Annotated in this window: 7 protein-coding genes; 4 read left to right on the top strand and 3 right to left on the bottom strand. The window is 54.2% G+C overall.

Annotated features, from left to right (window positions below):
• Positions 1-417: 417 nt before the first annotated feature.
• Positions 418-7146 (bottom strand): non-ribosomal peptide synthetase, encoded by a 6729-nt coding sequence (locus tag GH808_RS00535; RefSeq protein ID WP_186840851.1) that lies wholly within the window; start codon positions 7144-7146, stop codon positions 418-420.
• Positions 7147-7148: 2 nt separating this feature from the next.
• Positions 7149-7856, bottom strand: coding sequence for a 4'-phosphopantetheinyl transferase family protein (locus GH808_RS00530; RefSeq protein ID WP_186840850.1), 708 nt, complete (start codon positions 7854-7856; stop codon positions 7149-7151).
• 284 nt (positions 7857-8140) lie between these two features.
• Here GH808_RS00530 and GH808_RS00525 point away from each other — a divergent pair, with 284 nt between their 5' ends.
• The 4 genes from GH808_RS00525 to GH808_RS00510 all read left to right on the top strand — a co-directional run bounded on the left by GH808_RS00525 (position 8141) and on the right by GH808_RS00510 (position 13087).
• A complete protein-coding gene (locus tag GH808_RS00525) occupies positions 8141-8452 on the top strand; it encodes a helix-turn-helix domain-containing protein (RefSeq protein ID WP_311135732.1) in 312 nt (103 codons plus the stop codon).
• Complete coding sequence (locus tag GH808_RS00520) at positions 8439-9572, top strand: type II toxin-antitoxin system HipA family toxin (protein ID WP_186840848.1); 1134 nt, start codon at positions 8439-8441, stop codon at positions 9570-9572. Before GH808_RS00525 ends, GH808_RS00520 begins: the two co-directional genes overlap by 14 nt.
• Before the next feature lie 136 nt (positions 9573-9708).
• Positions 9709-12366 (top strand): DEAD/DEAH box helicase, encoded by a 2658-nt coding sequence (locus tag GH808_RS00515; protein ID WP_186840847.1) that lies wholly within the window; start codon positions 9709-9711, stop codon positions 12364-12366.
• A 1-nt stretch (position 12367) separates the two neighbouring features.
• Positions 12368-13087 (top strand): SWIM zinc finger family protein, encoded by a 720-nt coding sequence (locus tag GH808_RS00510; RefSeq protein WP_186840846.1) that lies wholly within the window; start codon positions 12368-12370, stop codon positions 13085-13087.
• Between the two features lie 72 nt (positions 13088-13159).
• Here GH808_RS00510 and GH808_RS00505 read toward each other — a convergent pair whose 3' ends face one another.
• Positions 13160-13984, bottom strand: a complete 825-nt coding sequence (locus GH808_RS00505; RefSeq protein ID WP_186840845.1) for a metallophosphoesterase — start codon at positions 13982-13984, stop codon at positions 13160-13162.
• Positions 13985-14076: the final 92 nt, after the last annotated feature.

The raw sequence follows: 14076 nt of genomic DNA, 5'->3' as shown, positions 1-14076 counted from the left end.
ATAATTGTGTTTTGTGTTCAACAACTATTCTAATTATCGGCAATATTTGTGATTATATTAGTAGTTCCACCAGGTTTTTAAAATCGGCGTCGGTTATACCGCGAGCATGACCCCGGTACGGGCCTGTTCCGCGGCCAGCGTGTTAGTTTAAAAAGATAACCCAGTACCGACAATTGTTATATCATGTTGTGACCTAGGGGTCAGACCCTACGCATCGGGGCGAACAGGTTGATAAACCTGTCCGATCCTGCGCGCAGGCAACGAGCCAATCATAAGCTTGCTTGTAGTTGGCGACTGCCCGCGACCAATGCGAAAGGAGCACAGCGGATTTCGCATGGCGCAGCGAACAACAGATTAACAATTTGTCGGTACGGTAGTTTACACCAACCTCTGGCCACGGCCTGATTTTTGTGGCCTTTAATTCTCGTCCAGATCAAAGAAGCCCAGCCCATCGAGGGCGGCAATTGATTTGTGCATGTAGGTTTCGTTGGTAATCGGCCAACTGTGCCCGATCCGGTACAGCACCTCGGTGGTAAAGCGGTTTTCGGGATCAATCGGGTAGACGTTGTTGACAGTATCGCTGGTCAGGTAGACAATCAGCCCGGATATCGCCGGGGCCACCTCGGCATCGGCCATGCCGGCCTGAAGGGCGGCGCCGAAGTCGGCGTCACTAACCACCTTAATGGCAAAGCCGTAGGCGTTCATTTCGGCCAGCACGTCGGCCATATAGACGGTATGGTTGTTATAGGGGTGGAACACCGTCAGCTCGCGGTTGGTCTGGGACAGCTTCAAAATGGCGTGGGCGGTGGTATCAATCGGTGAAAACTCAACCGCCTGACTCAGCGCACTGACGGGGAACTGGCCGAGAATCTTATAGCCCTTAAGGCCCCGCATAAAGCCATTGTGGAGGAAGTTGATCTGGAATTCGCCGTCGCTGTTGCGGCTCATCAGGTTACCGACCCGCATGATCTTGGCGGCTAAGCCGGCCTCGGCGACGGCGGCCAGCACTGCCCGTTCGGCCAGAAACTTGGAATGGACATAGGCGTTTTCGAGACTCTGGTCAAAGTACAGCTCGTTTTCACGGATCCGCTTGTCCGGCGGTGGGGCGCCATTGATGCCTTCGCCGGCGATGCTGACGGTGGACACCTGAATCAGCTGCTGGCCGGTTTTAAGACAGAGATCGATCAGGTTTTCAACGCCGCGGACATTGATTTTCTCCAGGGTGTCATCGGCCACGAAATGCTTGACGCAGGCGGCGCAGTTGATGACCGTGCCGGCCTCGACTGCCGCCAGCTTCATGACGCTCTCGCGGCTGGTGATATCGCCTTCGACGCAGAAAATCCGCGTTCCGAAGAGTTCCTGATAGTCCCGGTCAAAATAGTAGACCAGCATCGTCTTGATCCGCTGTTCCAGCGAACGGGCCTTGCCCTGGCGGATAAAGCAGGTGACTTTGCCGTCGTAATGATCCAGGAATTCACGGAGCATATGGGCGCCCAGAAAGCCGGTGGCGCCGGTCAGAATGATGTCGCCGAGGGCGCTCGGCGCGATCGCCGCCAGATTCTTCACGTCGTTTTCGGCCAGCACCGGCAGCAGGTTCTGGTAGTCGAAGTTTTTGATGATGTCCGTCGGATCGATGGTCGCCGCTTCGCTTTTTTCGACAAATGCGGCCAGGCTGCGGATCGTTTTGTATTCGAAAATATCCGCATAGGCCAGCGGGATCTGCTGGGTCATGCATTTCATGGCCACCTTGGTGGCGGAAATGGAGGTGCCGCCGATGGTGAAGAAATCGTCGAGGACGCTGACCGTTTCCAGCCCCAGGGTGGCGCCGAAAATATCACAGAGTTTCTGCTCGAGCTCGCCTTCCGGGGCCAGGTAGTCGGCCTTCTTGAGGCCGGTTTCCGGCTGCGGCAGGGCTTTTTTGTCGATCTTGCCGCCCGGAGTCACCGGCATTTTGGCCAGATGGACGTAGAAGGTCGGAATCATGTATTCGGGCAGCTGCGACAGCAGCAGATGATGCCAGACCTTGGGGTCGATGGCCCCCTCCGGCCGGGTGTAGTAGCCGACAATATACTGGTTGCCGCCCTGTTCGAGCACCGTGACGACCGTCTCGCTGACGCCGGGATGGGCGCGCAGCGCGCCTTCAATTTCGCTGAGTTCGATGCGGTAGCCGCGTATTTTAACCTGGGAATCGATCCGGCCGATGTATTCGATATTGCCGTCGCCGCGGCGCCGCGCCATGTCCCCGGTGCGGTAGAGCACCCGGTCGTCGGCGCCGACCGCAAAGGGGTTGGCGACAAAGGCAGCCGCTGTTTTTTCCGGGAGATTGTGATAGCCGCGGGCAATCTGCCGGCCGGCATGGCAGAGCTCACCGGGTACGCCCACCGGCACCGGATTCATCTGCTCGTCAACGATGTAGGAACGCACATTGATCAGGGATTTCCCGATGGGGATGTTCCGGTAGGCCTGATCGATGGTGAAGATGGTGGTTTCCACGGTGCTTTCGGTGGGGCCATAGGCATTGATCGTGGCATAGGGTCGGTCGTAATAACGCTTGAATTTTTCGCCGCCGAGGATGACCCGGGTCAGGCTGGAGTCATCGGTCAAGTTGTCGATGATGATTTCGCCCATCTGGGTCGGGAAGACCGCGACGTTGATGGCTTCGTCTTTGATCAGCTGGCAGACCTGGACGGCATCCTTGCGGACTTCTTCGGCAAACAGATAGAGGCAGCAGCCGTTGGCCAGCGCCGGGAAAATCCCGACCACCGAGGCGTCAAAGCAGAAACTGGAATACTGGCCGCAGCGGGTGTGTTCATCCAGCTCCTGACTCAGGGTTTCGTTTAAAATCAGGTTGGCGAGATTGCCGTGGTTGATCATCACGCCCTTGGGTTTTCCGGTCGAGCCGGAGGTGTAAATCATATAGGCCAGATCGGCCGGGGCTGGTTGCGCTGTGGCCCAGCTTTTGTCCGGCTGATGGATTCCGGCGGTGATGGCATCGAGACTGATGGTCTGGTGCTGGTAAAAACGGGTCAGGTCGCGGTAGTCGTCGACATAAAGCAGAATGTCGGCCGCACAATCTTCCAGCATGTAGCGCAGCCGGTCTTCCGGGTATTCGGGATCCAGCGGCACATAGGCGCCGCCGGCTTTCATTGTGGCGACCACGCCGATGATGAATTCCCGGGTCCGGCCGGCCAGCACGCCGATGAAATCCTCTTTTTTGACGCCGGCGGCCAGCAGCTGCAAAGCCAGCGTATCCGAGGCCGCATCCAGCTCGGCGTAGGTGATGTTGCCGCGCTTGTCGCGGACGGCGATGTGATCCGGGAAGGCGGCGGCGGCGGCACCGAAAAGATCGACAAAGGTGCGGCCGTGGTAACGTGGATCATCGACCATTTCGCGGTCTTCGTCAAAGAGCAGCCGGATTTGGGACAGATCATCGCTAACCAGAGCCTGTTCGGCGGCTCGGGCGAGATTCTCAAGCAGGGCTGTGATCGAGCTGTCTTCGTAGCGGTTGCTCTCGAAGCTGGCCCGGAAATAGTAGCGGCCCTCGCGGATTGACACTTCCACTGAAATCGCGGCGATGACGCCTTCGCTCATCACTTCGAGGGCTTCGGTGGGCTGGCCGGCGAGGCTGTCAAACTCAAAGTTATCACCCTGATAGACAAACATCAAATCGGTCGAAATGCCAAAGGCCCGGCTGATTTCGGCAAACGAGTAGATATCGTGATCCATGCTGTCCATCAGCTGCTCTTTGGTGGCGCTAAACAGCTGGCTGGCGGAACTCCCCAGCTGGCAGCTAACCGGCAGGGTTTTGACAAACATGCCGATGGCGCGGTCAGTCCGGGAATCGCTGCGGCCGTTGTAGATGGTGGTAAAGACGCTGTGGTCTTTGTAGTTGTAGCGGCCCAGCACGTAGCCGAACAAGCCGACAAAAAAGGCGTTGGGGCTGAGCCTGTGGGCGTCGCAATAGCTGGCCACCGCGGCCACCTCGAGGCGCTCCGGGATCAGGCTGACGATGCCGAGGGTTTTGGCGGTTTCGTTTTTGTCCGGGCCGGGTAAAAAGTCGGTGTCGCAGCCGGAAAAGAGGTCGGCAAAATAAGCCTCGGCCTGGGCGTACTCGGCCCCGGCCCGACTGAGCTGTTCGTCCCGGGCGGCGTCAAAACTGCTGTAGTTTTCCGGCTCCAGGGCGGCTCCGCCATAGGCCCGGTTAATGTCCTCAATCAGAATCACCAGCGAGGTGCCGTCGCAGATGCTGTGATGGATATCGATAAAGAAATAGTTGCCGTCCTTGGTCTGATAGAGGGTGGCGTTAAAAAGCCGGCCGTCAATCAGTTTAAAGGGTGTGACCAGCTTGTCCTTATCGAGATAGTCGCGGATCCGCAGGGTAAAGGGGCTGTCGTCGCGGCGCCGCTGCATGATTTCGCCGTCGTCATCCATAAAGAAGCGGGTCTTGATATAGGCATGGGCGTCAATCGCCGCCTCGATGGCGGTTTTAAGCCGCGCCAGGTCGACATCGGGGTGGAGTTTAAACAAGAACGGAATATGATACAGCAGTTCCTCTGGGTTGGCCATCGATTCGACAAACAGACCCATCTGGGTTTGGGTCAGCGGGTAGGCGTCCTGCTTGGTTGCGGCCGTGGCCGGGGTGGCCGCGGCGGCGCTGGTCAGGAAGGCTTCCAGCTGGGCGACGGTATGATGTTCTTTTAAATCGCGGCTCTTGACGACTACTCCAAACAGCTGCGACAGCCGTACGTTCAGGGTCACGGTCCCGATCGAGGTCAGCCCGGCGTCCTGCAGATCGGTCGTGATGCCGAACTGGTCATGGCCGAGAATCTTGGCGACGCAGTCAAAGATCTGCTGCTGGGTCGGGTTTTGCGGCGGGGTCCGATCGGTCTGCTGCTTAACCGGCACCGGCAGCGCTTTTTTATTGACCTTCATGTTCTGGTTCAGCGGGATTTTGTCGATCTGCATGGTCACGGCCGGCACCATGTAAGGCGGCTTTTCCGCTTCGATAAAGGCATTGAGCGCCGTGATGTCGACGGGGCTATCAGCCACCACATAGGCGACAATATATTTAACGCCGCTGGGATCATCGTAGGCCACGACGGTGACATCGTTGATGCCGGGAAACTGGCGGATCACCGCCTCGATCTCGGTCAGCTCCACCCGGAAACCGCGGATTTTGACCTGGGCGTCGCGGCGGCCGACGAATTCGATGTTGCCGTCGGGTCGATAGCGAACGATATCGCCGGAATAATAAAGGCGGTCGTAGGGCGCTGCATCACAGAAAGGGTTCTGGCCGAAGGCGGCGGCAGTGGCTTCCGGCCGGTTGAGATAGCCCCGGCCGACATGCAGGCCGGCGATGCACAGCTCGCCGGGCACGCCGATGGGCACCTGTCGCTGGTAGCGGTCCAGGATGTACATCTTGACATTGTCGAGAGCCTTGCCGATCGGGATGTTGTCGTATTCGCCATCGATCAGAAAGCTGGTGGCGATCACCGCGGTCTCGGTCGGCCCATAGAGGTTGTGAAAAGGATAGCTGGGCGGGCGGATCGCGGCCAGTTTTTCGCCGCCGGTGGAGAGGTGTTTCAGCGAATGGTTGTCGATATTGTCGGCAAACTGGCGGCCCACCTGGGTGGTCATAAAGGCGTGGGTGACGTCGTTGGCTTCAAAATAATCGTTGAGGCGCAGCAGGTCAAGGCGGATCTCGTCCGGAATGATGTGCAGACTGCCCCCGACGGTCAGCGCGGGATAGGTATCCATGATATTGGCGTCAAAGCCGAAGCTGGCGTAGGCAATCACGTTGGCGGTTTCGTCCAGATCGTAGTAGCGCTGATACCACTGGCAGAAGCAAACGACATTGCGGTGTTCCAGCATCACCCCTTTGGGAACACCGGTGGAGCCGGAGGTGTAGAGCATGATGAACAGATCCTCGGGGCGGGGATCTTCCAGCACGATATCGCTGTCGGGCAGCGTGCCGATGTCTTTGGTCAGAATGATCTGGCCGGTGTATTCCGGCACCAGCGCCAGCATCGCCTCATCGGCAATCATCAGACCGGCACCGGTATCGTTGATCATGAACGCGAGGCGGTCCATCGGGTAGGTGGGATCCAGGGGCTGATAGGCCGCACCGGCTTTCAGCACCGCGATGGAGGCGATGGTCATCGCTTCGCATTTGGGCAGCAGAATCGGGACGATGTCTTCCCGGCCGATGCCGAAGCTTTTGATATGCTTGGCCAGGCGGTCGGTGATGGTATCCAGTTCCCGATAAGTCAGCTGCACGTCGTTGTAAACCAGGGCGGTATGATCTGGTGTCTTCTGCATCTGGTTGCGCAGCATGGCCACGATTGTCAGGGAGGTGTCATAGGGGATTTCGGTGCGGTTGAAGGCCTCGCAGGCCAGCCGGTCGGCCGCGGAAATCAGGGTCAGCTCAAGCAACCTGGTTTCGCTCAGAAAACCCCGAACGGTGGTTTCGAAAAGATCAGCTAACCGCCGGATGGTCTCTTGATTGTACAGATCACTCCGGTAATGCAGGCTTAGTGTGAAGCTGGTTTCTGTGGCTGAAATGACGGCGGCCAGATTGGCGTGGCCCAGATCGGGCACAACCCCAGTATCCGCCTGAAAGACGAAGCGGAGATCGGCTTTGATGTTCAGCTCCCCGGCCAGCTGTTCAAAAGGACAGGCATTGTGGGCGACGGTCTCCTGATAATTGCTCTGGACCCCGCTCAGGTAGTCCGAAATCAGGCCGGTTTCATCGATTTTGATAAAAATCGGCAGCAGCGGATCGGCACTGTTTTGGGGTTCAAGGCAGAAAACACTTTCATCCTGGCCGCTGAATTTGGCCAGGGTATAAGCCCAGGCGCCGATAAAAAAGGCGTCCGGGGTCAGGTTGTTGGTGGCAAGGAAAGCGTTGAGTTCCGGCGGGGCGCAGACAGCGGCGGTGACGCATTCATCGGGAACGCCTTTCTGGCTGATATTCCCGGGGTAATCAAAAATCGGGTTTGAATCGGTTTCGAGGCCGGCGAAAATCCGCTCGAAATAAGCAAAGCTCGCGGCCATCGCCCGGGAATCATTTTGCTGGGCAAAAGCAGTTGAATGTTCGGCAGGGGCAGTTGCGGCATTGATTGGCTGGCGGTCAGTGAAATTTTTCATCTTCAGGATTTTCCTTTCTGAGTGAGAGATTGATGGGGCGTTTGAGATTGTGTGAAGCTGGCGGCATTGAGGAAGCGCAGCTGCATCGCCGGCGGTTCGCCTTTGACGCAGACAGCCAGTTTGAAGGTTTCAAATACGGTGGTGTGGTAAAAATGGTAGGGCTTTAAAATATCATCTTCATAAACCCGGATGTCCTCGGCCCAGGCAATCCGAAAGGCATCCAGCGGCAGCTTGAAGCCGCGTCCGGTGGCTTTCATGTAACTTTCCTTCAGCACCCAGTAATCAAAAAAAGTGTCTTCGGGGGAGGCGGCGGCGACGATATCCCGGTACTCGCTGGCATCGAAAAACCGTCTGGCCAGCTCAAGATCGATCGGCGTCACCATTTCCACATCGGCACCGATTTCCCGGTCGGAAAATGAACAGATGGCCAGGTTCTCCGAATGGGCAATGTTGAAGAACAGTTCCGGATGCTCCACAATAAATGGTTTATCGTTTTCATGATGGGCAATGGTAAGTTCCGATGCCCGGAGGCCGTGGTCGGCAAGTCCTGCCTGAAACAGCAGCCCGGCGGCCAGGCTCAGCTTTTTATCCTTAGGCAAGATAAACCGGTCAATTTTTTTCTGCCGGGCCGGGGCCTGGGTCTGATAAAGGTCAAAAAACAGCGCCTCATCAGCGAGTGGATCGGTCTGCATCAAATAGGTCACATTCATTTTTGAACATTCCTTTCCTCTTCTTGGGTAGTTTTTACTTTTGTATTTGTGGTTATTGATCATTTAATTTTAACAATTGAAGAATTTAATGTAAAGAAAAACATTGAATATAGCAGTTAAAACATGGCGGCAATGCGAAATGTTCAATCTTGCAGTTTTCCGGTTTCGGGTGCCGGATGCCTGGGGCAAGCTCATTTTTATGGTGCCGCAGCAATGTGGACGCGATGGATAATGACTTAACGAGTCTGTGAGTTAGCTAATATAATGACTATTACTTGACATAAATGGCGATAATAGTTAATATATTAACCATGAACAGTAATTTTTTGAGTCAAAAAACTCCCCATGAAATTGATAATATAATCGCCCAACGCATTCGCAGTATCCGTAAAAGGCAGAAGCTATCACAGGAAAAATTGAGTGAAAAATCAGGAGTGAGCTTGGGTTCTGTGAAACGGTTTGAACGCAGCGGTGAAATCTCCTTAATTTCGCTGACAAAAATCGCCATCGCCTTAAGCTGCGAAGATGGACTGATCAGCTTATTTGCGGATCAGCCCTTTTTATCCATCCAGGAGGTAATCGATGAACAAGATTAAAAAGCTCTCAGTCCGCTATCATGGCAGGCTTGTTGGTACGATGGCACTTTATCAGAATCGACAGGTGGCATTTGAATACAGTAAGGAATGGCTGGTTGACGGATTTTCCATCAGCCCATTTTCACTGCCGCTGATGCAGCGAGTTTTCATTCCCAAAGTTGACCCATTTGAGGGCTTATTTGGCGTATTTGCAGACAGCCTTCCTGACGGATGGGGGCGTTTGCTGGTTGACCGCCTGTTATTGAAAAATCACATCAACCCGTTTGAGATCAGTAGTCTGGACCGATTGGCAATCGTTGGTTCATCAGGTATGGGCGCTTTGACTTATGAACCGATCCATCATTTTGATTTATCAAATCAGCCAGTTGACCTTGATGAAATTGCGGCTGAGTGCGCAAATATGCTCAGGACAGATTATTCGGATAATTTGGATGATCTGTTCAGGCTTGGTGGTTCTTCTGGTGGGGCAAGGCCGAAGATCTTAACAAAAATTGATGAGATTGATTGGATCATTAAATTTCCTTCATCAGAAGACGTCAAAAACATCGGCTGGCAGGAATATCAGTATTCTTTGTGTGCCAGGGAATGCGGCATTGCGATGGCAGAAACCAAACTCTTTTCATCAAATACCAGCCCGGGATACTTTGGCACCCGGAGATTTGACAGAAAATTTGATGAAAGTGGCAAAGAAAAGCGTATTCATATGCTTTCGGTGAGTGGCATGTTAGAGACTTCTCATCGCATCCCCAATTTGGATTATAACATGTTGATGAAACTGACTTTGGAATTGACGAAGGATTTTTCTGAGGTAGAAAAGATGTACAGGCTGATGTGCTTCAATGTTTTTGCCCATAATCGTGATGACCATTCGAAAAACTTCACTTTTGTCTATGATGAGGGAAAAAATGGCTGGTTGCTTTCTCCGGCTTATGATTTGACCGATAGTGTTTCAATCGGCGGCGAACATGCCACCTGCGTTAATGGAAATGGAAAGAATCCGGGTCTTCGGGATATTTTGGAGGTTGCAAAGAATATTGGCATCAAGGAAAAAAAAGCGCAAGTCATTGCTGAAGAGATAGAAAATACCGTTGCAGCTTTTCATTTGCGTGAATATAAATAAGATTTTAGGCAATTTTAAATAACCAAGTGACATCGCAAAAAATTCATGTTAAAGTTGGCTTAAAAAGCAATCATTCAAAGAAGAAAAAATCTAACTACTCCTCGAACGGGGTGAAAATATAAAGGAAAAATCAACGATGACAGACTACACGGAATTAATTGCCAGCTTTACGAAGGATGACTTCATCCTCGACTATGAGCCGGTGGCAAAAAAAGGCTTTACCGAGGAAAAAAGAAATTTTGAGCAGGCGTGGCAGGCGCAGTTCAGAGCGCATAAGGATCAGACCCTGTTTTATTTCGGATTTCAGGACGAGCTTGATTTTCTTTCGCCGACGATGGCCTTCCTGCATCGAATCACCACGGAATTCGTCCGCAAAATCGCGGCCCAGCCAGATCTGGAGATTTCCCGGGAAAATACGGATCTCAGTGTGAGTGCGGATGAGATTGCCGAAATCCGCAAAATAATCCCTTTCGGCAACGGTATGGCCCACGTCAATGATGGGTGGCTTGTCGGCATCTGGGAGCGGCTGACCCATGTCTATCAGGAAGCGATAAAAGCCTATCCGGGCACCGTGGCGGCATTTCTGACCGAGCATCATGCCGGCATCAACGTGGCCGGGCGGATCTTCTTTCATCTGGTCGAGAACAGTGAAGATGAGCGCTACCCCTTTGCCTTTCTGGCTACCTATGCCACCAAGCCCGAGGACGGCAAAAAAGCCTTGCATACGCCCCTGAAAAACGCGTTGCGGGAATATCAGAACCAGCCCGAAAAGCTGATTCAGTTGCTGTCCACCGTCAGCCGGGCGGCCGATAGCAGCGGGTTTATTTCAGAGCTGATGGAAAGCGGTGAATTGTTTTCGCCGCTGCGACTGACCGCCCGGGATGCGACTGTCTTTCTGACCGAGATTCCGCTTTACGAGGAAGCCGGGATCATGTGCCGGATTCCCAACTGGTGGCGCCGGAAAACCAATCAGCTGCGGCTCAACCTGACCGTTGGTGAAAAGGAACCGGCCAAGGTGGGGATGGACGCCATTTTGTCCTTCAAACCAAGTCTCTTTTTCGGGGATGCCGCCATTTCCAAAGAAGAAATCCAGGGACTGCTGGCTGAAACCCAGGGCCTGGCTCTGATCAAAGGCAAATGGGTGGAAATTGATCATCAGCAGCTGCAGGCCGCCCTGGCCGCCCTGTCAAAAGCCGAAGCGCTGGCCGACCGGCAGGAGCTGACCCTGGCCCAGGCGATGCGTCTGGAACTCGGCTCCCAGGAGCTGCTGGGGATCCCGACAACGGGCCTGGAGGTCCATGTGTCAACCGGTGACTGGCTCCGTCATGTCAAGGAAACCATGGCTAATCCCGAAACGCTGCGGGGCCACAAACCGGTTCCGAGTTTTCACGGCGAGCTGCGGCCCTACCAGCAAACCGGCTACGACTGGCTGAAATACATGGTCGACCTGCGGTTAGGCGCCTGCCTGGCCGATGATATGGGGCTGGGTAAAACCGTCGAGATCATCGCCCTGCTGGAACATCTGCGCAGTCGCCAGGGCGGACGGGTACTGCTGATTCTGCCGGCATCCCTGATTGGCAACTGGCAGAAGGAAATTGCCAAATTTGCGCCGTCCATGCCGGTCGGTGTGCTGCATGGCCCGGCGGCGGCAAAGCATCCGCAAGCCTTGCTGGCGGACCCGGTCTTTTTAACCATCACCACCTATGGCATGGCGGTGCGGCTAGCGGAGCTGGGGGCAATCAGCTGGGATCTGATCATTCTGGACGAGGCCCAGGCCATCAAGAATCCGGGCACCAAGCGGACGAAAACGATCAAAGGACTCACCGCCAAAACCCGGATCGCGATGACCGGAACCCCGATTGAAAATCATCTGTCGGATTTATGGTCGCTGTTTGATTTTCTGGATGGCGGGCTGCTGGGAAGCGCCAAAGCATTCACCGGGTTTACCAAGGGCTTAAAGAAGGATCCCGGCGGCTATACCAAACTGCGAAATCTGGTGAATCCCTTTATCCTGCGGCGCTTAAAAACCGACGAATCGATTATTTCGGATCTGCCGGATAAGATCGAAATCAAGGAGTATCCGCTGCTTTCGAAAAAGCAGATGGTGCTCTACCAGAATCTGGTCAAAGAACTGGCCCAGAAAATCGAGGAAACGGTCGGCATCGCCCGCAAAGGCCTGGTCCTGGCCAGCATCATCAAACTGAAGCAGATCTGCAATCATCCCGATCAGTACCTGGGTCAGGATCTCTACAAGCCGGATCACAGCGGCAAGTTTGAAATGCTGGCGAGCATCTGTGAAACCATCTATGAAAAGCGGGAACGGGTGCTGGTGTTCACCCAGTTTAAGGAAATGACCGAGCCCCTGTCGCGGTTTTTGGAGGCGATCTTTCATCGTCCGGGATTGGTGCTGCACGGCGGCACGCCGGTGGCTAAGCGAACCGAACTGGTGGAAACCTTCAATGGCGAAGCGTACATCCCCTTTATGGTGCTGTCGCTCAAAGCCGGCGGGGTGGGACTCAACTTGACCGGCGCCAACAACGTCATTCATTTTGACCGCTGGTGGAACCCGGCGGTGGAAAATCAGGCCACCGACCGGGCCTTCCGGATCGGCCAGACCCGGGACGTGATGGTGCACAAGTTTATTACGGCCGGTACCATCGAAGAAAAGATTGACGCCATGATTGAAGAAAAAAATCAGCTGGCCGGGGACATTATCAAGGCTAGCGGTGAGAGCTGGATTACCGAGCTGGACAATCAACAGCTGCTGAAATTATTAAGTTTAGGTGGGATCTGAGATGAGTTATTACGATTATGATTACGGCCATGTATCCGTTGCTCAGAAAAAGGAAAAAGCGCGAAAATCGATGGAGAAACTTAAAAAAATCATGCCGGATATCGAGCCGGTGGTCATTGACGGCACCGCCATTGCCAAAACATGGTGGGGCAAGGCCTGGAACAAGAATCTGGAAAGCTATGCCGACTACCGCAACCGGATTGGCCGCGGGCGCAGCTACGTCCGGGAAGGGGCGGTGCTGCATTTGAAAATTGACAGCGGGGCCATCCACGCCCTGGTGCAGGGGAGCACCGCCACCCCCTATCGGGTTGAGATCGGTATTGATCCGCTGGATGAAAAAACCTGGCAGCAGATCACGTCCCTGTGCAACCGCCGGATTGAATCGCTGGAACAGCTGGTTTCCGGCAAGTTTCCAAAAGAGCTGGAGAGTCTGTTTACCGCACGACAGGAAGGACTGTTTCCCGCGCCCCAAGAAATTCATTTTCACTGCAGCTGCCCGGACAGCGCCCGGCTGTGCAAGCATGTGGCGGCGGTTTTATACGGGGTCGGCGCCCGGCTGGATCAGAACCCGCTGCTGCTCTTTTCACTGCGGGAGATGCCGGTTGACCAGCTGATCAAAAAAACCATCGCGGACAAGATGGAGAGCATGCTCAAAAATGCCGACAAAAAAAGTCCCCGGGCGATTGGGGACGATCAGGTTTTTGATCTGTTCGGGGTGTAGGCGGCTGTCGGCGGCGCGTCGGCAATGGCGGCTCAGACAGGCGATCAAGTGACCAATCAGCGCAGTCCTGCTTTAATTGATTTCGATGGAAACAATTTCGGGAACATTCAGAAACCGGAAGGGCAGTGTCGACATCCCGGTGCCTTTGGTGACAAACAGGGCTGTCTGCCCGTCGCTGCCCACCGCAAAAAGGCCTTTGACGTATTTCTTGCCGCCCGCCGGGAGAATTCTTTCGGTCAGCAAGGGAATCGAAATCTGGCCGCCATGGGTATGGCCGGCCAGAATCAGCTGCACCGGATCGATATCCATGCTGTCGATGATGTCCGGTTCATGGGTGATCAGGATATTATAGGCGTCGTCTAGTGCGTCATCAGCCAGAATTTTGTCCGGTTTTCCGGCATAGGCGTCGTCAAGGCCCAGCAGCCGGACATTGATTTCGGGAATATCCAGCCAGTCATTGACCAGGACTTCAAAACCGGCGCTGTGCATCAGATCCCTGTAGCTGTACTGCCTTGCGGTTGCATACTCATGATTGCCAATCACACAGAACTTTCCGTAGGGTGCCTGGATCGTCTGCAGCACCTGGGCAATCGCATCGGTGTCAACGCTGAGATTTTTGTTGGCACTGACCAGATCGCCGGTGAAAATGACCAGATCGGGATTCTGGGCATTGATTTTATCGGCAATGCGACTTAGCTGATCGGTATTGTTGAATTTTCCCATATGGGTATCGCCGAAAAAGACAATTTTAAGCGGGCCGTCGATCCGGGAACTTTCCAGACTGACCCGATTGACGATCAGGCGATGGGGTTCAAGATAACGGGCATAGACGTAGAGCCCGAGTGGAAGAACGCCAAGTATAAAAATTGTGATCAGGAAAATTTTTGAAAGCTTCATCGGGACTCCTTTGGGCTTTTGTGGTATTATAACCCTTAAAACATAAAGACAACTTTAAAAACAAATGCAGATGTAAGCGACTTTTGAAGGAG

Origin of the sequence: Acetobacterium fimetarium (genome assembly GCF_014284475.1) — a bacterium.
GTDB lineage: Bacteria > Bacillota > Clostridia > Eubacteriales > Eubacteriaceae > Acetobacterium > Acetobacterium fimetarium.
This window is presented reverse-complemented; position numbering and strand designations above follow the sequence as displayed.